Raw genomic sequence first — 23,773 nt, 5'->3', positions numbered from 1 at the left:
CTGAACGGCAGCCATGGTGCGCCCGGGTGGGCTTGCCGTCGGTCGCGTATGCGACTCGTCGATCAGGAATCGCGTTGCGAGGCGATGCGCCAGCCCATCTCGGCCAGCGGTCGCGCCCCTGCGGCGGCTTGACGCGCCTGGGCGCTCGAGGCGGTGCCATCCACCACGCGCTTTGCGATGCCTTGCAGGATGCCGGCCATGCGGAAGAGGTTGTAGGCCATGTAGAAGTTCCAGTCGGCCATGACGGCATCGGGATCAGGGCGGCCGGTGCGCGCGCAGTAGCGACGCACGTACTCCCGCTCGCTCGGAATGCCCAGCGGTTGGATGTCGACCCCGCCAATGCCGCGTCCCGTGGCATGTGGGATGTGCCACGACATGCAGTGGTAGCTGAAGTCGGCGAGCGGATGGCCGATCGTCGAGAGCTCCCAGTCGAGCACGGCGAGCACGCGCGGCTCGGTCGGATGGAAGACCAGGTTGTCGAGACGGAAGTCGCCGTGCACCACCGCCACCTGGCTCTCGTCGCGGGCGCTGGCCGGCATGTGGGCCGGCAGCCATTCCATCAGGCGGTCCATCTCGGGAATGGGGTCGGTGATCGATGCGACGTACTGCTTGCTCCAGCGCGCGATCTGCCGATCGAAGTAGTTGCCGGGCTTGCCGTAGTGCTCGAGGCCGGCGGCCTTGACGTCGACCTGGTGCAGGGCCGCGATCACGCGGTTCATCTCGTCGTACAGGTCGGCGCGCTGCACGTTGCTCATGCCCGGCAGCGTCTGGTCCCACAGCACACGGCCCTGCATGAACTCCATGACATAAAAGGCGCGCCCGATCACGGCCTCGTCCTCGCACAGCAAGTGCATTCGCGGCACGGGCACGCCGGTGATGTACAGCGCGCGCATGACGGTGAACTCGCGGTCGATCGCGTGGGCAGACGGCAGCAGCTTGGCCGCGGGCCCGGGCTTGGCGCGCATCACGTAGGACGCACCCGGCGTGAGCAGCTTGTAGGTCGGGTTGGACTGGCCGCCCTTGAACTGCTCGACCTCCAACGGGCCGGCGAAGCCTTCGAGGTTCGCCTGCAGGTAGGCCTGCAGTGCGCCGGTGTCGAAGGCGTGCTGTTCGGAGACGGGTTTGGTTCCGGTGAATGCTTCCATTGCGGCTTGTCTCGCGGAGATCGATGTGTGGTGACCCGACCTCGCGGCCGCGGCACTACTGTTTAGAGGCGATGGCCAGCAGCTTTTCCTTCGACAGCACGACCAGCCGCGTCGGCTCGATGCGCACGGCGCCGTCGCGCTCGAAGCCCTTCAGCTCCTGGTTGACGCGCTGGCGCGAAGCGCCGAGCAGCTGGGCGAGGTCTTCCTGCGCGAGCTGCAGGCCGATGCGGATCTCCTCGCCGTCGTGGATGCCGTAGCTGCGCGCCAGCAGCAGGATCTGCTTGGCCAGGCGCGACGCCAGCGGGCGGGTGTTGAGATCCTCGACCGCATCGAACATCAGCCGCAGTCGCCGGCAATTGAGGCGCAGCAGAGCGTCGTACAGCTCCACGTGCTGCGCGAGCAGCTCCTTGAAATCGGGCTTGCGCACCACCAGCAGCGTGGTGGGACCGTGCGCGTTCGCATCGTGCGTGCGCGGCAGCCCATCGAACAGCGCGATGTCGCCGAACCAGACACCCGGCTCCACATATGTCAGCGTGACCTGCTTGCCCGACAGAGACACCGAGCTCACCCGTACCGCGCCCTTGGCAACGCCGCACCAGTCTTCCGCGGGCTGTCCGCGAGAAGAGAGCAGGGCACCGTCGGGCAACCTTCGCACGATGGCGCGCGACATGATCGCGTTGCGCAAAGGCAGTGAGAGCTTCGAGAACCACGAACCCGAGTCGATGTTGTTGCGCTCGGGCATTGTAAGAACGGGGGTATTCATGTCTTGTCTCTGACGTGACAGCATGATCGCGCTGCCCAGACCTATTGTCCACGAGCACCGAGGAGACAAATGATGAGCACCGATGGCCTGCAGATCCGCAGTCGCCGCGGCGACGTGAGCGATGAGGAGTGGCAGACGCGAGTCGATCTCGCCGCCGCATATCGGCTCGTCGCGCTGTTCAAGTGGGACGACCTCGTCTTCACCCACATCACCGCGCGCGTGCCGGGCGCCGACAACGAGTTCCTGATCAATCCGTACGGCCTGATGTTCGAGGAGATCACCGCCTCGAGCCTGGTGAAGGTGGACACGGCGGGCAACAAGCTGGATGACACGCCGTTCCCGGTGAACCCGGCGGGCTTCACCATCCACAGCGCGATCCACGGTGCGCGCCACGATGCCCAATGCGTGCTGCATACCCACACGCTGAATGGCGTCGCGGTGTCGGCGCAGAAGGACGGCGTGCTGCCGCTTTCGCAGCAATCGATCTTCGTCCTGTCCAGCCTCGGCTACCACGACTACGAAGGTGTCGCGCTGCGCGAGGAGGAGAAGCCGCGGCTGGTGAAAGACCTCGGCACGAACAACTTCCTCATGCTGCGCAACCACGGCCTGCTGACGCTCGGGCCGACGGTCGCAGACGCCTTTCTCAACATGTATCTGTTCGAAGCGGTGTGCAGCATCCAGGTGCGCGCGCAGGCCGGCGGCTCGGACCTCGTGCATGTGGATCCCCGCATCATCGCGACCGCGCAGGAACAGGCGAAGGCCGTGACCAAGGGGATGGGCGGCGGTGCGCTCGCGTGGCCCGGCCTGCTGCGCCGGCTCGACCGTGTCGATCCCGGCTACCGGAGCTGAGATTCCCGCCGCCGGTACTGCGCGAGCAGCTTCTCCATCGTCGTCTGGCTTTCGTGCTGGTGCAGCCACTGCGTGGGCGCCAGATTCACCGCGCGCACGATCATGTGGTCGCTGCCGACGTCGATGATGTTGATGCAGGCCGGCAGCTGCTCCAGGCTGCCGAAGAACGCGCGCTGGCCGGTGATGGCGCGCGCCAGCAGGGCGCGGTTGACACCCCCGTGCAGCACCATCAGCAGGCAGCTCCAGTCCTCGCGCTCGACAATGTGCGCGAAGGCCGGCAGCGTGCGGTCGAGGAATTCGCCCACCGACTCGCCGCCAAGGAAGCGCCGCTGTTCCAGATCGGCGCCGTTCTGGAACGCACCCACGAAGGCGGCCTCGACTTCCTCGGGGCGGATGTCCGACAGCCGCCCGCCGCGGATCTCCTCGAGCGCCGCCTCCGTCTCCAGGGGCATGGGTTGTCCGGCCGCCGACAGCACCCGCTGTGCCGTCTCCATCGTGCGCTGCAGGCCGCTGACTATCACGCGATCGAAGCGCACGCCGCATTCGGCGAACAGCTTGCCGGCGGCATCGGCCTGCGCGCGGCCGGCGTCGTTGAGCGGCACGGTGAGCGGCGGCACCGGCGTGCCGTCGGCACGGAAGTAATCCACCGAGCCGTGGCGCATCAGGTAGATGCGCCGGCGTTGCGGTGCCGTCATCGTGTGTGCTCCGCTTGCCCGCTATTTGAACTGCGGCGGACGCTTGTCGAGGAAGGCCTGAATCCCTTCGCCGGCGTTGGGGTGGAGGAGGTTTTCAACGAAGTGGTTCCGCTCTGCTTCGAGCTGCTGCGTGAGGCCTGCGGTGGCCGCGTGCTGCACCAGCTCCTTTGCGCTCGCGATGGCGTTTGGCGCCATCGCCGCCAAGCGCTCGGCTACGCCCAAAGCTTCGGCGAGCGCGTGTCCACTGTCTGTCACCCAATTGACAATGCCGTGCGCGTGCAGTTGTCGCGAGCTGACCGGCTCGGCCAGCCACACCCACTGCTGGACGAGCTGCCGCGGCAGGGCGTGCGACAGATGCCAGGTGGCGCCTCCGTCCGGCGTGACGCCGATGCGTGCGTACGAAAGAATGAAGCGGGCGTCCTCGGCCGCCACGACGAGGTCGCAGGCCAGCGCCAGCGAGAAGCCGGCTCCTGCCGCAGCGCCTTCGACGGCCGCAATGACCGGCTTGGGAAACACGCGCAGCGCCTCGATGAATTGATGCAGCTGGTCGAGAACCTGGACCTGCGCCACGGCGCCGGTCTGCCGCCTGGCTTGCAGCCCGCGCAGGTTTCCACCGGCGCAGAAGTTTCCGTTGTCGCCTTGGAGGACGACGGCGCGCACTTCGTCGCTGGACTCGGCGACGTTGAGCGCCTCGATGCCCGCAGCCACGAGTTGCTCGGACAGCGTGTTGCGTGTCGCGGGGTCGCTGAGGGTCAGCACCAGCGTGCTGCCCTTTCGCTCTGTCTTGAGTTCGGAAGACATTGGATCGACTCGCAGAAAGGGGTGCTGAGAATTGTGTCACGCACGCCCCGTGATACCTCGCACGGGCCATGTCGCGCGAGGCGTGGTTGACATGTAACGACATGCTAGAGTCCCACGGCTCTTTCGCCTCCCTTGTCCATGCGCAAAGCCTTTGCCGCTGTCGCCGCCGGTTTGCTGCTGTGCTTTGCATCGCACGCGATGGCCTTGGGCTTTGGTCCGGTCAGCAACGCCACCCGCCTCGGGCAGCCGCTCGACTTCGGTGTGGCGGTACGGCTCGAGGGCGACGAGGCGCTCGCCGCGCAGTGCATCGCGGCAGAGGTGACGGCCGGCGATCAGCGCGTGCCGGCGCAGCAGGTCCGCACGCGGCTTGTTCGCGGCGCAACGCCGAGCGAAGCCACGGTGAAAGTATCGACGACCTCGCGCATCACCGAGCCGGTCGTCACGGTGCAGCTCGCGCTCGGCTGCCCGCCTCGCGCTTCGCACAAGTTCGTGAGCCTGCTCGATCCGCCGCGCGGTGGTGCAGCGAGGCAGCCAGCGCCGGCCCCCACGGCGCTTCCGGTCGAAGCCGCCGCGAGCGCCGTGACGCCCGGCACGCCGGCGTCCGGTGCGCAAGCGCAGCTCGGGGCCCTGGAGGAGCGGATCGAAAGGCTGCGGCTGGAGCAGCAGGCGACGCAGCAGAGCATCGCCTCCCTGCAGGCGAAGCTGCGCGAGTCGGAAGAGGTTCGCCGTCACAGCGATCCGGCGCTCTACGGACTCACCGCGCTGGTCGTGCTGCTGCTCGTGGTGATCGCCGTCCTGCTGTGGCGGCAGGCCAGGGAGCGAAGCGAGCAGGCCTGGCAGCGCGATTCCCAGGCACTGACCGACACGGGCTCGCGGCCCTTCGACATCGAGCGCATGTCACCGGTGTCGCCGGCGTTCGACGAGGTCACGATGACGTCGATGCGCGTCGTGCCCGAGTCGAGCCTGGGCGGTGCGCTGGACGAAGCGCCGACACGCGCCGAGTCGTCGGTGCGCGACGCGATACAGACGACCACGATTCCGTCGGCCGCGCGCATGCGCCGCGAACTGACCGGCGAGGAGCTGATCGATCTGGAGCAGCAGGCCGACTTCTTCATCGCGCTGGGCGAGGAAGAGGCGGCCATCGACCTGCTCATGGGCCACGTGCGCAGCAGCGGCGGAACGAGTCCGATGCCCTACCTGAAGCTGCTCGAGATCTATCGCCGCCGCAGCGACGGCGAAGCGTACGAGCGGATCCGCGAGCGCTTCAACCGCCGCTTCAACGCGCATGCGCCGGCCTGGGAGAGCGATCCGTTGCAAGGCCGCGCACTCGCCGCGTATCCCGATATCGTGGCTCGGCTGCAATCGGTATGGAGTGTTCCGGCGCGTGCGAGCGACCTGCTCGAATCGCTGCTGTTCCGCCGTGACAACAGCCACGGCACTTTCGACCTGCCGGCCTACGAGGAGCTGCTGTTCCTGTATGCGCTGGTGCGCGATCTCGTCGAGCGCGAACGCATGCCCGACGGCGTGGACCTGCTGCTGCCCCTGGACCACAGCGCGGAGACGCCGGCCATCGTGCGTGCCGAAGCGGCGCGTCCTCGCGAGCCTCAGGCAGGCAAGCCAGTGGATCTGGAGCTCGACTTCGACGCGCCGCGGCCGCCCACTCCGTAGGCCGCTGCGCTTCTGTCTACAAGTGCGAGAGGCGCCGCAGCGCTTCCTCCAGCGTCGCGTCCTTCTTGGCGAAGCAGAAACGCACGATGCGCTGCTCGAAGCCGCCGGCGTAGAAAGCCGACAGCGGAATCGCGGCGACGCCGATGTCGCGTGTCAGGCGGCGGCAGAAGGCCTCTTCGGGCTCGTCGCTGATCGCCGAATAGCCGACGCACTGGAAGTAGCTGCCCTCGCTGGGGAGCAGTTCGAAACGCGTGGCGGCAAGGCCGGCTCGGAACAGGTCGCGCTTTCGCTGGTAGAAGGCCGGAAGTTCGAGGTAGGGCGCCGGATCTGCCATGTAGGCGGCGATGCCGTGCTGCACCGGCGTGTTGACCGTGAACACGTTGAACTGGTGCACCTTGCGAAACTCCGCGGTCAGCGGCGCGGGCGCCGCGACATAGCCCACTTTCCATCCGGTGACGTGGTAGGTCTTGCCGAAGCTCGACACGATGAAGCTGCGCGCCGCCAGCTCGGGAAGGCGCGCCACGCTCTGGTGCGGCGCGCCGTCGTAGACCATGTGCTCGTAGACCTCGTCGGCGATGACGAACACATCGGTCGGTTCGAGCAGCTCAGCGAGCCGCCGCATCTCGGCGGCCGACCACACGGTGGCGCTCGGGTTGTGCGGCGTGTTGACGATGATGGCGCGTGTGCGCGGCGAAAGCGCGGCCGCGATGCGCTCGAAGTCGGGACGGAAGGTGCCCGCGGTCAGCGGCACATGGACCGCACGACCGCCGGCGAGCGTGATGTTGGGCTCGTAGCTGTCGTAGCAGGGATCGAGCACGATGACCTCGTCGCCCGGGTGCACGATGGCCAGGATGGCCGTGAGGATGGCCTGCGTGGCGCCCGCGGTGATGGTGATTTCGGCACCGGGGTCGTAGCGATGCCCGTACAGCGACTCGATCTTGGCCGCAACCGCCTCGCGCAGTGCCGGCACGCCGGTCATCGGGGGGTACTGATTGAGCCCGCGGCGCATCGCCTGTTCGACGGCGTCGAGCAGACGGGGATCACAGTCGAAGTCCGGAAAGCCCTGGCCGAGGTTGACGGCGCCGTGCTCCTGCGCGAGCGCGGACATCACGGTGAAGATGGTGGTGCCGACCGTCGGCAGTCGGCTTTCGATGGTGGGCGTCTTGAGGCTCATAGCTGGTAGTCCTGCGTGTCGCTGCTCATGGCCCGCGTGATGAGGGCACGGCTCAGGCGGTCTGACAGCATCTCGGCGAAGGCGTAGACGAAGTTCCTCAGGTAGGCGCCGCGCTTGAACGCGACGCGGGTGACGTTCTGGCCGAACAGATGCCCGACCGGCCGGGCGACGAGCTCGCCTCCGGGCGGGTCGTCGCGCACCGCCAGCTCTGCCAGGATGCCGACGCCCAGGCCCAGACGGACGTAGGTCTTGATGACGTCGGCGTCGATGGCTTCGAGGACGATGTTCGGCTTGAGCCGACGCGCCGCGAACGCGCGGTCGACTCGTGTGCGGCCGCTGTACGAGGGGTGGTATGACACCAGCGGCTGGATCGCCAGGTCCTCCAGCGTGATGCGCTCCAGCTGGGCGAGCGGATGCCCCGCAGGCATGACGACGGCGTGCTGCCATTCGTAGCAGGGCAGGGTGACCAGCTCGGTCGCTTCGTCCAGCGCCTCGGTGGCGATGCCGATGTCGGCCACTTCGTCGACCACCATCTGCGCCACCTGCTTGGGCGCGCCCTGGTGCAGGCTGATGCTCACCTTGGGGAACCGCTTGCGCAGCTGCGCCACCGGCTCGGGGAGGAAGTAGCGCGCCTGGGTGTGCGTGGTCGCGATCGACAGCGTGCCGGCGTCCTGCTTGGAGAACTCGTCGCCGATGCGCTTCAGGTTGTTCACCTCGCGCAGGATGATCTCGATGGAGCGCAACACCTCCTGGCCGGGCTCGGTGATGCGGCGCAGCCGCTTGCCGTGGCGCGCGAAGATGTCGACGCCCAGCTCGCCCTCGAGCTCGAGGATGGCCTTCGAGATGCCGGGCTGCGAGGTGTACAGCGCCTTCGCGGTTTCGGTGAGGTTGAGGTTCTGCCGGACGGCTTCCTGGACGAAGCGGAACTGATGGAGGTTCATAGGGGGGTGGGCGCCTGCAGCGGCTGCAGCCATGCCAGCGCCGCCATCGCCATCGCCTCGACGACGCTGTCGACTTCGCCGATGGCGGGACGAAGTTCCCAATGCACGGCCGGATGGGCGGATTCCAGCTGAATCAGCAGCTCGGGGATGTCCTTGCGCACATGTCCGCCGGCGCCGAGGAACAGCGGCACGACGTCGACGCGCTCGCACTGTGCCGCGGCCAGACGTCGGCCGCCCTCGAGCAGATCGGGCCGCATGAATTCGAGAAACGCCAGTTCCACGGGCAGGTTCGGCGCACGCGCACGGATGCGCTCGGCAATGTCCTCGAACGGCAGCGCCCAGCGCGAGTCGCGGGCGCCGTGGGCGAACAGCAGCAGGCCCTGCTTCATCGGTACTTCACGAGCCAGGTGAAGGCGGCCATCGACAGCATCAGGTAGATCGCGCTGGGCGTGGCGGCAACCATCCACGGCGTCCAGTCGCGCAGCATGCCGAGATGGCCGGCGACGTTGTTCAGCAGCACGAAGCTGATGCCCAGCATGATGCCGCCGAACACCTTGAAGCTCACGCCGCCGCCGCGTGCATGCAGATACGCGAACGGCAGCGCGAGCGCCATCATCACCAGGCAGGCGAACGGATAGAGCGCGCGCTTCCAGAACTGGATCTCGTAGCGCTGCGCCGCCTGCTCGTTTTCGGCCAGGTGCCCGATGTAGCGCGCGAGCTCCACCGTCGACATGGTCGAGACCGGGAGCACCGCGGCGGCCACGACGCTGGCCGACAGCGTGCTGCGCCACGACATCTGCGGCAGCGACTCGTCGGAGACGTGCTGCGGCTCATCGGTCGCGCCTTCGGTCCAGCGGGTCACGGTGACTTCCGCCAGCTGCCACACCGCGGCTTCGTCGACCTGCCCGCGGGTGGCGGCGATGCGCTGGATCAGGCGGCCGTTGGTGTCGAACTCGAAGATGCGCACGTTGCGCAGCGTGCCGCCGCTGGCGGCGCTGCCGACGTTGATGGAGTACGAGCGCTCGCCTTCCGGTGTGATGTGCCGGTCCTTCAGCCAGGCGCCCGAGCGGCCCAGCTTGAGGCCGCCCTTGTAGACGGCCGTCAGTGTGGCGCGCTGCTCCTCGGTGAGCGGAGCGAGGTAGTCGCCGACGACGAAGGTGAGCACGCCGAACACCAGGCCCAGGATGGCCAGCAGGTTCAGCGCCCGTCCCGGTCCGAGGCCGCCGGTGCGCAGGATGGTGTACTCGGACGACTGCGCCATGCGCGCGAGGGCGTAGATGGTGCCGATCAGCACCGCGATCGGCATCAGCTCGTACACGTGGCCCGGCAGCTCGAGCAGGCTCGCGGCCACTGCGTGGACCGTGCGATAGCCTTGCTTGCCGACGTCGCCCAGCTCGTCGACGAAATCGATGAAGAAGAACAGCGACAGGAACGCGAGGGCGACGAAGAACACCGACGACACGATGTCGACGTAGAACAGGCGCCGGACGGTCTTCATGCGCCTGCCTTGGCGGACGCTGCCGCCGACGTCGACCACTTGCGGCGGCTGTTGCGGGCATCGCGCCACCACAGCATGCCCACTGCCAGTGCGAACGCGCCGCCGTGGGCGCCGATCAGCGCGGCGCCCATGCCGACCTTGCCGCCAGCCACCCACGCCTGGGTCAGATTGATGACGTTGTAGTAGACGACGAAGGCCAGCAGGGCGAACAGCAGGTTCCAGTTGCTGGCCCGTCGTGGGTTCGCCTCGGACAGCGCGATCCCCAGCAGCGTGAGGTTGGCGCCGCCCAGCACCAGGCCCAGCCGCCACACGAGCTCGCCCTGGAACGCCGGGCTCGGCGAACGCAGCAGCTCGCCGGTGGTGCGGGCCTTCGGCGGCAGGTTGTCGGCGCGCGACAGCATGCGCTCGCCGGCGAGCACGCGGTACTTCTCGAAGCGGGACAGCGTCTTCTCGTGCGTCTTGGCGTTCTGCTCGTTGCGCTGTCCGCGGTCGAGCAGCAGGAAGCGGTCTTCGCCCTCGATGGCGATGCGGCCCGACTTGGCGGTCGTCACCGCCTCTACGGCGCCCGAGCTGGACAGGATGAAGACGTTGCGACCGGTGCGGCCGTCCTGCGAATCACGCTCGATGAAGAAGACGCGGCTGCCGTCGCTGGAGCTCTGGAACTGGCCGGGTGCGACGCGCGAGAGGTCGGAGCGGCGCTCGAAGCGGTCGCGCAACTCGACGCTGCGCTGGTTGACCCAAGGCCAGACGAACAGCGCCAAAAGGCCGACGACCACCAGCACCGGCAGGCTGGTGCGCAGCACCGGACGCACGAAGCGCGTGAGTCCGACGCCGCTGGCGAACCAGATGGCCATCTCGCTCTCACGATACATGCGGCTCAATGTCGCGACGACGGCGATGAACATCGACAGCGCGAGCATCGTGGGCAGCTGACCGAGCGCCACATATCCCAGCAGCAGCACCACGTCCTGCGGTGCGATGTTGCCCCCTGCAGCCTGGCCGAGAGTGCGGATCAGCATCATCGTCAGCACGATGGTGAGGATGACGACGAGCGTCGCGCCGAAGCTTCGCGCGAGGTCTCTGCGCAGAGTGGAATCGAATAACATCGTTGGCTTGTCTAACCGGACCGCATTATGGACTTTCGACATCAAATCGCTTCGACCGGCGCACTGTCCGGCGTGGCAACCGATGCGCTGCTCGTCGTCATCCACGGCGATGCCATCGGCCGCGACCTCGACCCGGCCATCGCCCGCATCGTCGACGACGCCGTGTCGCATGGCGACTTCCAGTTCAAGGCGGGACGCACGCTCTATCTGCATCGCCCGCAAGGCTTGAAGGCCGCGCGTCTGGTGGTGTGCGCGGGCGGTGCGGCATCGGTCAAGGCCTTCAAGGCGGCGGTTGCCGCCGGCCTCGCGCAGCTCAAGGGCGGCGGCGCCAAGCACGTGACCGTGGCGCTCGGCAGCAGCGAAGTGGGCGAGCAGCACGCCGAGGCCGTCACCGCCGCGGTCGCAGACGCCACTTACCTGTACCGCCAGACCAAGCCCAGCGCACCGGCTGCGCCGGCCATCTCCAGGATCACCCTGCTGTGCGACAAGCCCCAGGCGCGCGACGTTCAGCGCGGGCTGGCCCGCGGCGCGGCGGTTGCCGAGGGGGTCACGCTCGCGAGGGAGCTGGCCAACCTGCCCGCGAACCATTGCACGCCCACCTTTCTCGGCGAGACCGCGAAGAAGCTGGGCAAGGACCATGGCCTGAAGGTCGAGGTGCTGGACCGCAAGGCGATCGAGAAGCTCGGCATGGGCTCCTTCCTTGCCGTTGCGCAGGGCTCGCATCAGGAGCCTCGTTTCATCGTCGCGCGCTACGACGGCGGCACGAAGTCGCAGGCCCCGGTGGTCCTGGTCGGCAAGGGCATCACCTTCGATACCGGCGGCATCTCCATCAAGCCTGCCGCCGAGATGGACGAGATGAAGTACGACATGGGCGGCGCGGCCAGCGTGCTCGGCACATTGCGCGCCATCGCCGAGCTCAAGCCCAAGCTCAACGTCATCGGCCTCATCCCGACCTGCGAGAACATGCCGAGCGGGCATTCGGTGAAGCCGGGCGACGTCGTCACCAGCCTTTCCGGGCAGACGATCGAGATCCTCAACACCGACGCCGAAGGGCGCCTCATTCTCTGCGATGCGCTGACCTACGCCGAGCGCTTCAAGCCCCGGGCGGTCGTCGACATCGCCACGCTCACCGGCGCTTGCGTGGTGGCGCTGGGTCACCACAATTCGGGCCTGTTCACCGCCGACGACGAGCTCGCCGAGCAACTGCTGGCGGCCAGCCGGCAGGCGCTCGATCCCGTGTGGCGGATGCCGCTGGACGAGGAGTACGACGACGCGCTGAAGAGCAACTTCGCCGACATGGCCAACGTCGGCCCGCGCGCCGGCGGCGCCATCACGGCGGCGATGTTCCTGCGTCGCTTCACGGGCAAATACCGTTGGGCGCACGTCGACATCGCCGGCACCGCATGGAAGTCCGGCGCGGCCAAGGGCGCCACCGGCCGTCCGGTCCCGCTGCTGACGCATTTCGTCCTGTCGCACGCAGGTTGAACGTCGGGGCGGCGCCGGTCATGACTGAGGTTCAGTTCCACTTCAACGTGCCCGATCGGCTGCTCTACGCCTGCCGGCTGCTGCGCAAGGCTTTGCGCAGCGGGGCCGCCGGGGTGGCGGTGAGCGGACCGGGCGACACCCTCGGCCGGCTGGATCGCACGCTGTGGACTTTCGAGCCGCAGGAATTCATCCCGCACGTGCTGCTGCGCGGCGGCGAGACGCTCGCGCCGCGCCTGCGCCGCACCCCGATCTGGCTCGTCGAGCGGGCGGAACTGGCGGCGCATCACCCCGTGCTGGTGCATCTGGGCGAAGAGCCGGCCGCTGGATTCGAGAGCTTCGGCCGGCTGATCGAGATCGTCTCCACCGACGACGACGAGCGCGCGGCCGCGCGCCGCCGCTGGAAGCACTACGCCGGCCGCGGCTATGCGATCCAGAAGTTCGAAGTAGGCGCCCAGGCATGAGCGCCGCCGCGCCGCCGCCGGGCAAGGTGCCGACGCTCACCGAGGTGATCCGGCACGAAGCCAGCGTCGCGCAGGCCGCGCCGCCGACGTCCGCCGAGCAGGAACTGGTGCAACGCGTCCTTGCCAACGTGCAACGACAGGTCGACCTGATGCTGGAGCAGCGCCTGCGCGAGGCGATGGCGCCGGCCTTGGCGCGGCTCACCGACGCCCTGCTGCGCGAGACGCGGACCGAGCTGGCATCCACCTTGCGAGACATGGTGGCCCGGGCAGTCGCCCAGGAGTTGTCCCGTCATCGCGATCGCTAGGTCGTTCGTTGGAAGCCGCGTGGTGACGCCTCTGTTCAACGGTGCCACCCGCTTCCTGCGCCCCGCCCATGCGCCTTGCGAATGCCCTAGACCACTCGGGTAAACCGGTGTCGCCAATCGGCGTCACGCCCCGAGGATTCCCGATGTATCAAGGAGTTCATTTGGAGTATGGTGGCGCCCGTTGAAACATCAACACTCTCTCCCATTCCTATTCGGAGGTTATGCATGCAAGTCAAACTGAATGTGATCGCGGCAGCCGCAGTGGCAGTACTCGCCAGCGGTGCGTATGCGCAGGACATGGTCGTCAAGATCGGCCACGTCGGCCCGGTCTCAGGTGCCCAGGCCCACTACGGCAAGGACAATGAAAACGGCTCTCGCATGGCCATCGAAGACCTGAACGCCAAAGGCATCACCATCGGCGGCAAGAAGGTCAAGTTCGAGCTCGTCGCCGAAGACGACGCAGCCGATCCGAAGCAAGGCACCGCCGCGGCGCAGAAACTGTGCGACGCCAAGGTCAACGGCGTGGTCGGCCACCTGAACTCCGGCACCACGATCCCGGCCTCCAAGGTCTACAACGACTGCGGCATCCCCCACATCACGCCGTCGGCGACGAACCCCAACCTCACCAAGCCGGGCTACAAGACCACCTTCCGCCTCCTGGCCAACGACAACGCGCTGGGCGCCGGCCTCGCGCTGTATGCGGCCGACGCGCTCAAGCTGAAGAAGATCGCGATCATCGACGACCGCACCGCCTACGGGCAGGGCGTGGCCGAGGTGTTCAAGAAGACCGCCCAGGCGAAGGGCATCCAGATCGTCGACGAGCAGTACACCACCGACAAGGCCACCGACTTCATGGCCATCCTGACGGCCGTGAAGAGCAAGAACCCCGACGGCGTGTTCTACGGCGGCATGGACCCGCAGGCCGGCCCGATGCTGCGCCAGATGGAGCAGCTCGGCATGGCGAACGTCAAGTACTTCGGCGGCGACGGCCTGTGCACCGACAAGGTCATCGAGCTGTCGGGCGGCGCCAAGACGCTGGCCAACGTGGTGTGCGCGGAAGGCGGCGCATCGCTGGCCAAGATGCCCGGCGGCACGGCTTGGCGCGCCCGCTACGACCAGAAGTACCCGAAGCAGTTCCAGGTCTACTCGCCGTACACCTACGACGCGACGATGGTGCTGGTCAACGCCATGCAGAAGTGTGACTCGCCGGACCCGGCCAAGTACCTGCCTTGCCTGGCCAAGACCGACTACCAGGGTGTCACCGCGAAGATTGCCTTCGAGGACAACGGCGAGCTGAAGAACCCGGCGATGACGCTGTACGTCTACAAGGACGGCAAGAAGGTCCCGCTCAACTGACATCGGTCGGCATGACGGAAAGGGGGCGCCGTTCGGCGCCCCTTTCTCTTTCATGCGGTGGCTGCGGGATCCTGTCGGTAGTAGCCCGCCAGCAGGGCGTACAGCGGCGGATGCTCCAGGCGCAGCTCGTGCGGCGCAACGAAGAACACCTCCGAGGCGACCGCGAAGAACTCGTCGACCGATTCGGCGCCGTAGGGGTCGAGCAGCGTGTCCTCGCCGGCATCGACACGGTCGCAGAACTCATGGAACTGCGCGTTCAGCTCGCTGCGCCAGGCGTCGCGCGCGGCCCGGTCGGGCAACGGAGGCACCCCATCGGCCACGCCGTCGGCCATGTCCAGCACATGAGCGAACTCATGGACCACGACGTTGTAGCCCCATTCGGCCGACTCGCCGGCGCCCTCGACATCGCGCCACGAGAGCATGACGGGCCCGCCTTCCATTGCCTCGCCGGACAGCGTCTCGTCGTAGCGGTGCACGATGCCGTCCTCGTCCATCACCTCGCGGCGGGCGACCACCTCGTCGGGATGGATCACGATGCCGACGCATCCGGCATAGGCCTCGAGGCCCAGGCGAAGCACCGGCAGACAGGCTTGCGCGGCGACCGCGACGGCGATCTCGTCGGTGATGTCCAGACCCTGCGCCCCGGTGAACTCCTTCTGCGCCAGGAACAGCGTCGCCAGGTCGCGCAGCATGGCGCGATCGGATTCATCGCGCCGACCGAGGAAGGGATAGCGCGCGAGGGTCAGCTCCCACAGCGTGTCGGGAATCGGTCGCCGGCGCAGCGTGCGCTCGTCGCGCAGCTTGCGCAGTGTCGACCACCAGCGGTTCAGCACGTCAGTGCGCCGCGGCCGGCGCGAGGCGCGAGAAGCCCTCGCGGCGCCAGCGCAGCACATCGGCCCGCGGCTTTCCGGCCGGGTAGTCGCAGTCCCAATCGCTCAGCACGTAACGCACCATCGTCTCGCCCATCGGATGCCGTGCAGGCACGTGGGTATGTCCGTGGATCATCCGGTCCGCGCGGGCATGGCGCATCCAGCGCCGCGTGGCTTCTTCGTCGACGTCGAACCATTCGCCGGCAGTCTGCCGAGCCTTGCGCCGCTGACTCTCGGCGCGTATGGCGCGCGCCTGCTCGCGCCGCTGCGGCAGCGGCTGCTGCAGGAAACGGCGTTGCCATTCGTCGCTGCGCACTTCCGATCGGAAACGCTGGTACTCCACGTCCGACAGGCACAGCGCATCACCGTGCGACAGCAGGAGGCGCTGGTCTTCGTGGGCCGTGATGACAGTGGGGTCGGCGAGCGACATCACGCCGCAGTGCCTGAGCATGTCGGCACCCACGAGGAAGTCGCGGTTGCCTTGCATGAACCCGATGAAGCGGTGCGCGCTGGCCTCTGCCAGCATGGCCACGCACTGCGCCTCGAAACCTTCGTGCCGTGCATCGTCGCCGACCCACACTTCGAAGAGGTCGCCCAGGATGAACACCGCATCGGCCTCGGTGCAGCGCAGGTGCGTGGCCAGCGCATCGAAAGTGCGCGGCGTGGCCTCGCTCAGGTGAAGGTCGCTGAGGAAATCGATCGCGCGCCAGGCTGCCGGCGCGCGGAACTCGGCGAATTCGGGCAGCGGCGCCGCACCCACGTCAGCCATGTCCGCAGCCCTGACGCTCAGACGAGCACGGCGCGGGTGATGACCACGTCTTCGAGGGGCACGTCGTCGTGGAAGCCCTTGCGACCCGTCTTGACGCCTTCGATGGTGTCGACGACGTCCTGGCCCGACACGACCTTGCCGAAGACCGCATAGCCCCAGCCGCTGGGGCTCTCCGAGCGGAAGTTGAGCGAGGCGTTGTCGGCCGAATTGATGAAGAACTGCGCCGTGGCCGAGTGCGGATCGGAAGTGCGCGCCATCGAGATCGTGTAGCGGTCGTTCTTCAAGCCGTTGTTCGCTTCGTTGCGCACCGGCGGATCGGTGGGCTTCTGCTTCATGCCGGCGGCGAAGCCGCCGCCCTGGATCATGAAGCCCTTGATCACGCGGTGGAACACGGTGCCGTCGTAGTGGCCCTTGGCCACGTAGGTCAGGAAGTTCCTCACCGACTCGGGCGCCTTCGCCTCGTCCAGCTCGATGCGGATGTTGCCCTTCGTCGTTTGCAGCTCGACTTGCTGAGTCATTTCACTTCTCCAGGGTGGCTCGTTTGATGATGACCGGCGTGTTGGGCACGTCGTCGTGCGGCGGCTTGCTGCCGGTGGGCACCTCGCGGATCTTGTCGACCACTTCCATGCCTGAGACCACCTTGCCGAAGACGGCGTAGCCGTTGCCGTCGCGCGCCTGCTCGGCGTTGAGGAAGGCGTTGTCCTTCACGTTGATGAAGAACTGCGCGGTGGCCGAGTTCGGGTCCATGGTGCGCGCCATCGCGATGGTGCCGCGCTGGTTGGTGAGTCCGTTGCGCGACTCCAGGGGGATGGGCTCGCGGGTCTTCTTCTCCTTCATGTCGGGCGTCATGCCGCCGCCCTGGATCATGAAGTTCGGAATCACGCGATGGAAGATGGTGCCGTCGTAGTGGCCCGCCTTCACGTACTGCACGAAGTTGTCGACCGACTTCGGCGCCTTGGCCCTGTCGAGCTCGACGACGATGTCCCCCATCGACGTGGCGAGCTTGACCTTCTGCGCCTGCGCCATCGCGGCGGGCGCCGCGGCCAGCGTCAGCACGAGGGCGCCGGCGAAAGCACCGTGGCGTAGGGACGAGCGGCTCATGGTTTTCCTTTGGTTCTTCAGGGAGTGGTGCGCGGCGCTGCGGTGCCGGCCGGCTTGACCAGGTCGCGCAGCAGCGAAAGCTTGGGCGGCAATGCCGCGTTGGACGGATCGAGGCGCAATGCCTGGGTGTACGACAGCCGCGCGAGCTGCGCATAGAGGTCGCCCATGTTCTGGTGCGCCACGGCGTAGTCGGGATTGGCGCGCAGCGCGGCATCGAGCGCTGCGCGCGCCTTGTCGTAGTCGCCCTGGGCGGCATGGAGCACCGCCAGGTTGTTGTGAGGTTCCGGAATCTCCGGGTAGTCCACCGTCAGCTGCGTGAAGATCTCGCGCGCTTCAGGGGTGCGACCGGACTCCGCGAGCACCACGCCTTTCTGAAAGCGCAGCTGCGGCTCGCGCGGGCTCTGCTGGAGCAATCGATCCAGCCGCGCGAGCGCCTCGGTCGTCTCGCCCGCGGCCACCAGCCGGTTGATCTCGCTTCGTTCGTCGGCTGCCGGTGCGAGCGTTGCCGCGCAGCACAGCAGCAATGCGACCAGCGCACGGACGGGGCGAAGCAGGGCAGAAGGCATCGATGCAGAGGTGAGTGGAGCGGGGTCAAAGCTGCGCTGCAGCACTGCCAAATACCAACCGCATCCGGGCGGCCCCGCTATACTGAATCGATTGTAGAGCAGGCCCATCGCTCGCCTGCCCCGCGCGCCGCCAGGGAGACACGGCGCCTTCCCCAAATCCGTTCTTCTTCTCGACGTGGCAACGTTTTCCGACGGCCCTGTGGCGGGCCCGACCGTCTCATGAACCTGCGCATCTACAACACACTGTCCCGCGAGACAGAAGAGTTCAAGCCCATCGAGCCGGATCATGTGCGCATGTATGTCTGCGGGATCACGGTCTACGACCTCTGCCACATGGGGCACGCGCGTTCGCAGCTTGCCTTCGACATGGTGTATCGCTGGCTGCAGGCGCTCGGCTACAAGGTGACCTACGTCCGCAACATCACCGACATCGACGACAAGATCATCCGCCGCGCACTCGAGCGCGGAATGCCGATCCGCCGGCTCACCGAAGAAATGGCCGGCGCCATGCATGCCGACTTCGATGCACTGGGCATCGCCCGGCCCACCCACGAGCCGGCCGCCACGGACCACGTGCCGCAGATGCTCGAGATGATTGCGACGCTGGAGCACAAGGGCCTCGCCTATCGCGCACCCAACGGCGATGTGAACTATTCCGTGCGCAAGTTTTCCGGCTACGGCAAGCTCTCGGGCAAGTCCATCGACCAGCTGCGCGCCGGCGAGCGCGTCGCCGTGCTCGACGGCAAGGAAGACCCGCTCGACTTCGTGTTGTGGAAGAGCGCCAAGGACACCGAACCCGAAGACGCCAAATGGCCCAGTCCCTTCGGCGCCGGCCGCCCGGGCTGGCACATCGAATGCTCCGCGATGGGCTGCGCCATCCTCGGCCAGCACTTCGACATCCACGGCGGCGGCATGGATCTGCAGTTCCCTCACCACGAGAACGAGATCGCGCAGAGCGAAGGCGCTACCGGCAAGCCGTTCGTCAACTACTGGCTGCACAACGGCTTCCTCAATGTCGACAACGTGAAGATGTCGAAGTCGCTCGGCAACTTCTTCACCATCCGCGACGTGCTGAAGCAATACGACGGCGAAACGGTGCGCTTCTTCATGCTGCGCACGCATTACCGAAGCCCTTTCAACTTCAGCGACGTCAACCTCGACGATGCGCGCCATGCGCTGCGCCGTCTGTACACCGCACTCGACCTCGTGCCGCCCGCGCCGGTGGCCGTCGACTGGTCCGAGCCGCATGCGGCGGCGTTCCGCGCCGCGATGAACGACGACTTCAACACGCCGGCCGCCTTCGCCGTGCTGTTCGACCTGGCGAGCGAAGTCAACCGCGGCCGCTCGGCGCAGGCCGCCGGCATGCTGAAGGCGCTCGGCGCCACGCTGGGTTTGCTGCAGCAGCCGCCGCGCAGCCATCTGCAAGGTGGGTTGGGCGGCGACGAGGCGCGCATCGCGCAGCTCATCGCCGAGCGCGCGGCAGCCAAGCAGACACGCGATTTCGCGCGCGCCGACCAGATCCGCAAGGACCTGCTCGCCGAGGGCATCGTGCTGCAGGACTCGCCGCAAGGCACCACCTGGGTCAAGGCCTGAGGCGCCCATGAGCGTTGCCGATTCCGACGACGGATGCGACGTGACGCCGTCCTACTGGGACGAGGCCTGCCGACACCTGTCCAAGCGCGATCGCGTGATGCGCAAGTTGATCCCGCAGCTCGGCGAGGGGCGTCTGCAGAGTCGCGGCGATGCCTTCACCACGCTCGCGCGGTCCATCGTCGGCCAGCAGATCTCCGTGAAGGCGGCGCAGTCGGTGTGGGACCGCTTCGCCTCGCTGACGCCAGGCCTGCCCAACCGCATTCATCCGTATTCGGTGCTGGCGCTCGATGCCGCCGAGATGCGCGCCGCCGGCCTGTCGGCCCGCAAGATCGAATACCTGGTCGACCTCGCGGCGCACTTCGCCTCCGGCGCGGTGCACGTGCCGCTGTGGCAGCAGATGGACGACGAGGCAATCATCGAGGAGCTGGTCGCGATCCGCGGCATCGGCCGCTGGACAGCGGAGATGTTCCTCATCTTCCACCTGATGCGTCCGAACGTGCTTCCGCTGGACGACCTGGGCCTCATCAAGGGCATCAGCGTCAACTACTTCAGCGGCGAGCCGGTGTCGCGTGCGGAGGCGCGCGAAGTGGGCGACGCGTGGGCGCCTTTCCGCTCGGTCGCCACCTGGTACATCTGGCGGAGCCTCGATCCGCTGCCGGTAGACTACTGACCTTCGTGGGCCGCGGTCGTTCAGCGGGATAAAAGCAAGGACACATTGCATGAGCAAACGACATTTCCTGGAGTTCGAGCAGCCCGTCGCCGAGCTCGAGACCAAGATCGAAGAGCTGCGCTACGTGCAAAGCGAATCGGCCGTCGACATCTCCGAGGAGATCGACCGCCTCAGCAAGAAGAGCCTGCAGCTCACGAAGGACATCTACTCCAGCCTGACGCCCTGGCAGGTGACGCTCATCGCGCGCCATCCGCAGCGGCCCTACACGCTGGACTACGTCGCCGACATCTTCAGCGACTTCCAGGAACTGCACGGCGACCGGCACTTCGCCGATGACCAGTCCATCGTCGGCGGCCTCGCGCGCTTCAACGGCCAGGCCTGCATGGTGATCGGTCACCAGAAGGGCCGCGACACCAAGGAGCGTGGCCTGCGCAACTTCGGCATGTCGCGCCCCGAGGGCTACCGCAAGGCACTGCGCCTCATGAAGCTCGCCGAGAAGTTCGGCATGCCGGTGTTCACCTTCGTCGACACGCCGGGGGCCTATCCCGGAATCGGCGCCGAGGAGCGCGGCCAGTCCGAGGCGATCGGGCGCAACATCTACGAGATGGCGCAGCTCGAGGTGCCGATCATCTCCACCATCATTGGCGAAGGCGGATCGGGCGGCGCGCTGGCCATCAGCGTCGCCGACCAGGTGCTGATGCTGCAGTACGCGGTCTACTCGGTCATCTCGCCGGAAGGCTGCGCATCCATCCTGTGGAAGACCGCGGCGCGCGCCTCCGACGCGGCCGAGGCGCTCGGCATCACCGCGCATCGCCTGAAGGCGCTGAGCCTGGTGGACAAGATCGTCAACGAGCCGGTCGGCGGCGCGCACCGCGACCCCAAGCAGATGGCCGCGTATCTGAAGCGCGGTCTCAACGACGCGCTGCGCCAGGTCAGCGACCTCAAGCCCAAGGAGCTGCTGCAGCGGCGCTATGAACGACTGCAGTCCTACGGTCGCTTCAACGACACCACCGAACATGCATGAACCGCGTCGCGGTCGCCTGCAGCGGCGGCCGTGATTCCATCGCGCTCCTGCATGCCACGCTGAAGGCGGCGGCAGAGCAGGGCGTCGAAGTGCTCGCTCTGCATGTCCATCACGGCCTGAGTCCGAACGCCGACGAGTGGCAGGCGCTCGTCGAGCGGCAGTGCGCGCGCTGGGCCAAGCGCGGATGGCCGGTCCGCTTCGTGGCGAGACGGCTGCTCACGCATCCGCAGAAGGGCGACAGCGTCGAAGCGTGGGCGCGGCAGGCGCGCTACCGCGCGCTGCGCGAGATGGCGGTCGAGCACGGCGCGTCGCTGGTGCTGCTGGCGCACCACCGGCGCGATCAGGCCGAGACCTTCCTGCTGCAGGCGCTGCGCTCGGCCGGGGTCGCCGGACTGTCCGGCATGCCGGTGCGAGCCGACCGCGACGGCGTCACCTGGATGCGGCCGTGGCTGCATGTGCCGCGGGAGCGCATCGAGGCGTATGTGCGGCGGCACCGGCTCGCGCATGTCGACGACGACAGCAATGCCGACACCCGCTTTGCGCGCAACCGCATGCGGCACGGCGTGTGGACCGCGCTGACCGAAGCCTTCCCGCAGTCCGAAGCGGCGTTGGCGGATGCGGCCGAATGGGCACAGCAGGCGACTGCCTGCCTCGACGAGCTGGCGGCGATGGACCTGCAGCACCTGGCCGATGACAAGGGACTCGATGTGCGTGCGTGGCAAGCGCTCTCGACCGCGCGGCGCAGCAACGCGCTGCGGGCGTGGCTGCGAGGCCGCATGGGGCGCGCCGCGGGCGCGAGCCTGGTGAGCCGGCTGATGGACGAGCTCGCCACGACCCGCGCCCGCACCTGGCCCGTCGAGTCGGGCGTGCTGCGCTCGTATCGCGGGCGGCTGCGCTTCGAACCCGCACCGCAGCGGCCCACGCCCCTCGCGGACCGCGAGACGCTGCTGAGCATTCGCCACACGGGCGTTCATGCCTTGCCGGGATGGGGCGGCCGTCTGCTCGTCGAGCCGGTGGCCGAGGGTGGCGTGCCGCTCGCATGGCTGGCGCACGCGCAGCTGAAGCCGCGCAGCGGCGGCGAGCGGTTCCAGGCCGGGACCGGACGTCCGCCGCGCAGCCTGAAAAAGCAATACCAGGCCGCCGCGGTACCGGCGTGGGAGCGTGAAGGGCCGCTGGTGTACAGCGGCGGCCAGCTGGTCTTCGTGCCGGGGCTCGGCATCGACGCGCGGGTGATCGGCCTGCCGGGGCAGCCGCTGGTCGCCTTGCGATGGCTGTCGCCGTAGCCGGCGGGCCGTCGGCACGGCGCCGCTAAAATGCGCGGTTCACGTTCGCGGCGTGACCCCTCATTCCTGCACCGCGACCAAGACTTCACTCCATGGCACTCATCGTTCACAAGTACGGCGGCACCTCGATGGGGTCGACCGAGCGCATCCGCAACGTCGCCAAGCGCGTCGCCAAGTGGGCCCGGGCCGGCCACCAGATGATCGTCGTTCCCTCGGCGATGAGCGGCGAAACCAACCGCCTCCTGGGGCTGGCCAAGGAGCTGTCGCCCGCCAGCACGACGCCCGAGCTGCAGCGCGAGCTCGACATGATCGCCTCCACCGGCGAGCAGGTGTCGGTGGGCCTGCTCGCGATCGCGCTGCAGGCCGAGGGCATGCAGGCCGTGAGCTACACGGGTTGGCAAGTGCCGATCACGACCGACAGCGCCTACACCAAGGCGCGCATCCAGAGCATCGAGGACAAGCGCGTGCGGGGCGATCTGGCTGCCGGCAAGGTGGTCATCATCACCGGCTTCCAGGGCATCGATGACCAGGGCCACATCACGACGCTGGGCCGCGGTGGCTCCGACACCTCGGCGGTGGCGGTGGCTGCGGCGATGAAGGCCGACGAGTGCCTCATCTACACCGACGTCGACGGCGTCTACACCACCGACCCGCGCATCGTGGCCGAGGCACGCCGGCTGCAGACCGTGAGCTTCGAAGAGATGCTCGAGATGGCGAGCCTGGGCTCCAAGGTCCTGCAGATCCGCTCGGTGGAATTCGCAGGCAAGTACCGCGTGCCGCTGCGCGTGCTGTCGAGCTTCACGCCCTGGGACATCCCGATCGACGAAGAGGCTCGATCGGGCACGCTGATCACTTTTGAGGAAGACGAGAAAATGGAACAAGCCGTTGTGTCGGGCATTGCCTTCAACCGCGACGAAGCGAAGGTCAGCCTGCTCGGTGTGCCCGACCGCCCGGGCATCGCGTACGCGATCCTCGGCCCGGTGGCCGACGCCAACATCGACGTCGACGTCATCATCCAGAACATCGGCCACGACGGTAAGACCGACTTCTCGTTCACCGTGCACCGCAACGACTACCAGCGCACGATGGACCTGCTGAAGACCGCGGTGATGCCCAAGACCGGCGCGGAGCAGCTCTCCGGCGACCCGAAGATCTGCAAGGTCAGCATCGTCGGCATCGGCATGCGCTCGCACGTCGGCGTGGCCAGCCGCATGTTCAGCGCGCTGAGCCAGGAAGGGATCAACATCCAGATGATCACGACCAGCGAGATCAAGACCAGCGTCGTGATCGACGAGAAGTACATGGAGCTCGCGGTGCGCGCCCTGCACAAGGCCTTCGACCTGGACCAGGCGGCAGCCTGAGGACGCGCAAGTCGGGGTTAGAATCCCGGCTGACTTTGGAGCTGTGACCGAGAGGCCGAAGGTGCTCCCCTGCTAAGGGAGTATGCGGGCAAAACCTGCATCGAGGGTTCGAATCCCTCCGGCTCCGCCAAGTAAGTCGTTGATTTAAACGACTTTTTCGTTTGTAGGGTCCACTATGAACGAATGCAGACGAATCGACATCGATCGGTTGTCTGCCTCAAAACCTCATCGATCTGCGCTGCCGACTGCTGGTGGCTGAGCGCCCCGATGGTAAAGCCGATGGCTCGAAC

At 67.4% G+C, this 23,773-nt stretch carries 25 protein-coding genes and 1 tRNA gene; 12 read left to right on the top strand and 14 right to left on the bottom strand.

Going from position 1 to position 23,773, the window contains the following annotated elements:
* Positions 1–62 precede the first annotated feature (62 nt).
* Together P7V53_RS16095 and P7V53_RS16090 are read right to left on the bottom strand one after the other, a co-directional pair.
* Positions 63–1,145, bottom strand: coding sequence for a phosphotransferase (locus tag P7V53_RS16095; RefSeq protein WP_280150396.1), 1,083 nt, complete (start codon positions 1,143–1,145; stop codon positions 63–65).
* A gap of 55 nt (positions 1,146–1,200) precedes the next feature.
* Positions 1,201–1,908: a Crp/Fnr family transcriptional regulator gene (locus P7V53_RS16090; RefSeq protein WP_280150394.1), complete on the bottom strand. Its 708-nt coding sequence runs from the start codon at positions 1,906–1,908 to the stop codon at positions 1,201–1,203.
* 72 nt (positions 1,909–1,980) lie between these two features.
* Here P7V53_RS16090 and P7V53_RS16085 point away from each other — a divergent pair, with 72 nt between their 5' ends.
* Positions 1,981–2,757 carry a class II aldolase/adducin family protein gene (locus P7V53_RS16085; protein WP_280150393.1) on the top strand — a complete coding sequence of 259 codons (777 nt, stop codon included), beginning with the start codon at positions 1,981–1,983 and terminating at the stop codon, positions 2,755–2,757.
* Here P7V53_RS16085 and P7V53_RS16080 read toward each other — a convergent pair.
* Positions 2,745–3,452, bottom strand: a complete 708-nt coding sequence (locus P7V53_RS16080) for a histidine phosphatase family protein (protein ID WP_280150392.1) — start codon at positions 3,450–3,452, stop codon at positions 2,745–2,747. The genes P7V53_RS16085 and P7V53_RS16080 overlap by 13 nt on opposite strands.
* Positions 3,453–3,473: 21 nt before the next feature.
* Positions 3,474–4,253, bottom strand: coding sequence for an enoyl-CoA hydratase (locus P7V53_RS16075; RefSeq protein WP_280150390.1), 780 nt, complete (start codon positions 4,251–4,253; stop codon positions 3,474–3,476).
* 138 nt (positions 4,254–4,391) lie between these two features.
* Here P7V53_RS16075 and P7V53_RS16070 point away from each other — a divergent pair, with 138 nt between their 5' ends.
* Positions 4,392–5,921 (top strand): hypothetical protein, encoded by a 1,530-nt coding sequence (locus P7V53_RS16070; RefSeq protein WP_280150389.1) that lies wholly within the window; start codon positions 4,392–4,394, stop codon positions 5,919–5,921.
* A 16-nt stretch (positions 5,922–5,937) separates the two neighbouring features.
* Here P7V53_RS16070 and P7V53_RS16065 read toward each other — a convergent pair whose 3' ends face one another.
* The 5 genes from P7V53_RS16065 to lptF are packed head-to-tail and all read right to left on the bottom strand — an operon-like array spanning position 5,938 to position 10,640.
* Complete coding sequence (locus P7V53_RS16065; RefSeq protein ID WP_280150388.1) at positions 5,938–7,095, bottom strand: pyridoxal phosphate-dependent aminotransferase; 1,158 nt, start codon at positions 7,093–7,095, stop codon at positions 5,938–5,940.
* Positions 7,092–8,036 carry a CysB family HTH-type transcriptional regulator gene (locus tag P7V53_RS16060; RefSeq protein WP_280150386.1) on the bottom strand — a complete coding sequence of 315 codons (945 nt, stop codon included), beginning with the start codon at positions 8,034–8,036 and terminating at the stop codon, positions 7,092–7,094. The genes P7V53_RS16065 and P7V53_RS16060 overlap by 4 nt, the downstream gene beginning before the upstream one ends.
* Positions 8,033–8,425, bottom strand: a complete 393-nt coding sequence (locus P7V53_RS16055; protein WP_280150384.1) for a CbiX/SirB N-terminal domain-containing protein — start codon at positions 8,423–8,425, stop codon at positions 8,033–8,035. The genes P7V53_RS16060 and P7V53_RS16055 overlap by 4 nt, the downstream gene beginning before the upstream one ends.
* Positions 8,422–9,534, bottom strand: coding sequence for an LPS export ABC transporter permease LptG (gene lptG, locus P7V53_RS16050; protein ID WP_280150382.1), 1,113 nt, complete (start codon positions 9,532–9,534; stop codon positions 8,422–8,424). The genes P7V53_RS16055 and lptG overlap by 4 nt, the downstream gene beginning before the upstream one ends.
* Positions 9,531–10,640, bottom strand: a complete 1,110-nt coding sequence (gene lptF, locus P7V53_RS16045) for an LPS export ABC transporter permease LptF (protein ID WP_280150380.1) — start codon at positions 10,638–10,640, stop codon at positions 9,531–9,533. Before lptF ends, lptG begins: the two co-directional genes overlap by 4 nt.
* Positions 10,641–10,667: 27 nt before the next feature.
* Between lptF and P7V53_RS16040 the strand changes: the two genes are divergently transcribed.
* The 4 genes from P7V53_RS16040 to P7V53_RS16025 all read left to right on the top strand — a co-directional run bounded on the left by P7V53_RS16040 (position 10,668) and on the right by P7V53_RS16025 (position 14,247).
* On the top strand, positions 10,668–12,125 hold the full coding sequence (locus tag P7V53_RS16040; RefSeq protein ID WP_280150379.1) for a leucyl aminopeptidase: 1,458 nt from the start codon (positions 10,668–10,670) through the stop codon (positions 12,123–12,125).
* A gap of 20 nt (positions 12,126–12,145) precedes the next feature.
* Positions 12,146–12,586: a DNA polymerase III subunit chi gene (locus P7V53_RS16035; RefSeq protein ID WP_280150378.1), complete on the top strand. Its 441-nt coding sequence runs from the start codon at positions 12,146–12,148 to the stop codon at positions 12,584–12,586.
* A complete protein-coding gene (locus tag P7V53_RS16030) occupies positions 12,583–12,891 on the top strand; it encodes a hypothetical protein (protein ID WP_280150377.1) in 309 nt (102 codons plus the stop codon). Before P7V53_RS16035 ends, P7V53_RS16030 begins: the two co-directional genes overlap by 4 nt.
* 225 nt (positions 12,892–13,116) lie before the next feature.
* On the top strand, positions 13,117–14,247 hold the full coding sequence (locus P7V53_RS16025; protein ID WP_280150376.1) for a branched-chain amino acid ABC transporter substrate-binding protein: 1,131 nt from the start codon (positions 13,117–13,119) through the stop codon (positions 14,245–14,247).
* A gap of 50 nt (positions 14,248–14,297) precedes the next feature.
* Here P7V53_RS16025 and P7V53_RS16020 read toward each other — a convergent pair whose 3' ends face one another.
* From P7V53_RS16020 to P7V53_RS16000, 5 genes are read right to left on the bottom strand one after another with little or no spacing between them, the layout of a single operon-like run.
* Positions 14,298–15,080 (bottom strand): zinc-dependent peptidase, encoded by a 783-nt coding sequence (locus P7V53_RS16020; RefSeq protein WP_280150375.1) that lies wholly within the window; start codon positions 15,078–15,080, stop codon positions 14,298–14,300.
* Position 15,081: 1 nt separating this feature from the next.
* Positions 15,082–15,885 carry a UDP-2,3-diacylglucosamine diphosphatase gene (locus P7V53_RS16015; protein ID WP_280150374.1) on the bottom strand — a complete coding sequence of 268 codons (804 nt, stop codon included), beginning with the start codon at positions 15,883–15,885 and terminating at the stop codon, positions 15,082–15,084.
* A 17-nt stretch (positions 15,886–15,902) separates the two neighbouring features.
* Positions 15,903–16,403, bottom strand: a complete 501-nt coding sequence (locus tag P7V53_RS16010) for a peptidylprolyl isomerase (RefSeq protein ID WP_280150373.1) — start codon at positions 16,401–16,403, stop codon at positions 15,903–15,905.
* A 1-nt stretch (position 16,404) separates the two neighbouring features.
* Entirely contained in the window at positions 16,405–16,986 is a 582-nt protein-coding gene (locus tag P7V53_RS16005) for a peptidylprolyl isomerase (RefSeq protein ID WP_280150372.1), read from the bottom strand.
* Positions 16,987–17,003: 17 nt separating this feature from the next.
* Positions 17,004–17,552: a tetratricopeptide repeat protein gene (locus P7V53_RS16000; RefSeq protein WP_280150370.1), complete on the bottom strand. Its 549-nt coding sequence runs from the start codon at positions 17,550–17,552 to the stop codon at positions 17,004–17,006.
* 219 nt (positions 17,553–17,771) lie between these two features.
* On the opposite strand from P7V53_RS16000, the gene cysS reads away from it, so the two are divergent.
* The 6 genes from cysS (at position 17,772) to P7V53_RS15970 (ending at position 23,613) form a co-directional block, all read left to right on the top strand.
* Positions 17,772–19,145 carry a cysteine--tRNA ligase gene (gene cysS / locus P7V53_RS15995; RefSeq protein WP_280150369.1) on the top strand — a complete coding sequence of 458 codons (1,374 nt, stop codon included), beginning with the start codon at positions 17,772–17,774 and terminating at the stop codon, positions 19,143–19,145.
* Positions 19,146–19,152: 7 nt separating this feature from the next.
* Positions 19,153–19,815, top strand: a complete 663-nt coding sequence (locus P7V53_RS15990) for a DNA-3-methyladenine glycosylase (protein ID WP_280150367.1) — start codon at positions 19,153–19,155, stop codon at positions 19,813–19,815.
* Positions 19,816–19,864: 49 nt separating this feature from the next.
* Positions 19,865–20,839, top strand: a complete 975-nt coding sequence (locus P7V53_RS15985; RefSeq protein WP_280150365.1) for an acetyl-CoA carboxylase carboxyltransferase subunit alpha — start codon at positions 19,865–19,867, stop codon at positions 20,837–20,839.
* Positions 20,836–22,122 carry a tRNA lysidine(34) synthetase TilS gene (gene tilS / locus P7V53_RS15980; RefSeq protein ID WP_280150364.1) on the top strand — a complete coding sequence of 429 codons (1,287 nt, stop codon included), beginning with the start codon at positions 20,836–20,838 and terminating at the stop codon, positions 22,120–22,122. Before P7V53_RS15985 ends, tilS begins: the two co-directional genes overlap by 4 nt.
* Before the next feature lie 92 nt (positions 22,123–22,214).
* Complete coding sequence (locus tag P7V53_RS15975; protein WP_280150362.1) at positions 22,215–23,483, top strand: aspartate kinase; 1,269 nt, start codon at positions 22,215–22,217, stop codon at positions 23,481–23,483.
* 37 nt (positions 23,484–23,520) lie between these two features.
* A tRNA-Ser gene (locus tag P7V53_RS15970) sits at positions 23,521–23,613 on the top strand.
* The last annotated feature ends 160 nt before the right edge of the window (positions 23,614–23,773 follow it).

The organism is Piscinibacter sp. XHJ-5, assembly GCF_029855045.1.
Lineage (GTDB): Bacteria > Pseudomonadota > Gammaproteobacteria > Burkholderiales > Burkholderiaceae_C > Albitalea.
The sequence above is the reverse complement of the archived record's forward strand: the minus strand, read 5'-3'. Positions and strand labels throughout refer to the sequence as shown.

Excerpts from the sequence above, each read along its gene's own strand:
- P7V53_RS16095 (WP_280150396.1), bottom strand. The coding sequence starts at position 1,145 with ATGGAAGCATTCACCGGAACCAAACCCGTCTCCGAACAGCACGCCTTC.
- P7V53_RS16080 (WP_280150392.1), bottom strand. The coding sequence starts at position 3,452 with ATGACGGCACCGCAACGCCGGCGCATCTACCTGATGCGCCACGGCTCG.
- P7V53_RS16090 (WP_280150394.1), bottom strand. The coding sequence starts at position 1,908 with ATGAATACCCCCGTTCTTACAATGCCCGAGCGCAACAACATCGACTCG.
- cysS (WP_280150369.1), top strand. The coding sequence starts at position 17,772 with ATGAACCTGCGCATCTACAACACACTGTCCCGCGAGACAGAAGAGTTC.
- P7V53_RS15990 (WP_280150367.1), top strand. The coding sequence starts at position 19,153 with ATGAGCGTTGCCGATTCCGACGACGGATGCGACGTGACGCCGTCCTAC.
- P7V53_RS15975 (WP_280150362.1), top strand. The coding sequence starts at position 22,215 with ATGGCACTCATCGTTCACAAGTACGGCGGCACCTCGATGGGGTCGACC.
- P7V53_RS16005 (WP_280150372.1), bottom strand. The coding sequence starts at position 16,986 with ATGAGCCGCTCGTCCCTACGCCACGGTGCTTTCGCCGGCGCCCTCGTG.
- P7V53_RS16010 (WP_280150373.1), bottom strand. The coding sequence starts at position 16,403 with ATGACTCAGCAAGTCGAGCTGCAAACGACGAAGGGCAACATCCGCATC.
- P7V53_RS16030 (WP_280150377.1), top strand. The coding sequence starts at position 12,583 with ATGAGCGCCGCCGCGCCGCCGCCGGGCAAGGTGCCGACGCTCACCGAG.
- P7V53_RS16000 (WP_280150370.1), bottom strand. The coding sequence starts at position 17,552 with ATGCCTTCTGCCCTGCTTCGCCCCGTCCGTGCGCTGGTCGCATTGCTG.
- tilS (WP_280150364.1), top strand. The coding sequence starts at position 20,836 with ATGAACCGCGTCGCGGTCGCCTGCAGCGGCGGCCGTGATTCCATCGCG.
- P7V53_RS16015 (WP_280150374.1), bottom strand. The coding sequence starts at position 15,885 with ATGGCTGACGTGGGTGCGGCGCCGCTGCCCGAATTCGCCGAGTTCCGC.
- P7V53_RS16025 (WP_280150376.1), top strand. The coding sequence starts at position 13,117 with ATGCAAGTCAAACTGAATGTGATCGCGGCAGCCGCAGTGGCAGTACTC.
- P7V53_RS16085 (WP_280150393.1), top strand. The coding sequence starts at position 1,981 with ATGAGCACCGATGGCCTGCAGATCCGCAGTCGCCGCGGCGACGTGAGC.
- lptF (WP_280150380.1), bottom strand. The coding sequence starts at position 10,640 with ATGTTATTCGATTCCACTCTGCGCAGAGACCTCGCGCGAAGCTTCGGC.
- P7V53_RS16055 (WP_280150384.1), bottom strand. The coding sequence starts at position 8,425 with ATGAAGCAGGGCCTGCTGCTGTTCGCCCACGGCGCCCGCGACTCGCGC.
- P7V53_RS16060 (WP_280150386.1), bottom strand. The coding sequence starts at position 8,036 with ATGAACCTCCATCAGTTCCGCTTCGTCCAGGAAGCCGTCCGGCAGAAC.
- P7V53_RS16070 (WP_280150389.1), top strand. The coding sequence starts at position 4,392 with ATGCGCAAAGCCTTTGCCGCTGTCGCCGCCGGTTTGCTGCTGTGCTTT.
- P7V53_RS16040 (WP_280150379.1), top strand. The coding sequence starts at position 10,668 with ATGGACTTTCGACATCAAATCGCTTCGACCGGCGCACTGTCCGGCGTG.
- lptG (WP_280150382.1), bottom strand. The coding sequence starts at position 9,534 with ATGAAGACCGTCCGGCGCCTGTTCTACGTCGACATCGTGTCGTCGGTG.
- P7V53_RS16065 (WP_280150388.1), bottom strand. The coding sequence starts at position 7,095 with ATGAGCCTCAAGACGCCCACCATCGAAAGCCGACTGCCGACGGTCGGC.
- P7V53_RS16075 (WP_280150390.1), bottom strand. The coding sequence starts at position 4,253 with ATGTCTTCCGAACTCAAGACAGAGCGAAAGGGCAGCACGCTGGTGCTG.
- P7V53_RS16035 (WP_280150378.1), top strand. The coding sequence starts at position 12,146 with ATGACTGAGGTTCAGTTCCACTTCAACGTGCCCGATCGGCTGCTCTAC.
- P7V53_RS15985 (WP_280150365.1), top strand. The coding sequence starts at position 19,865 with ATGAGCAAACGACATTTCCTGGAGTTCGAGCAGCCCGTCGCCGAGCTC.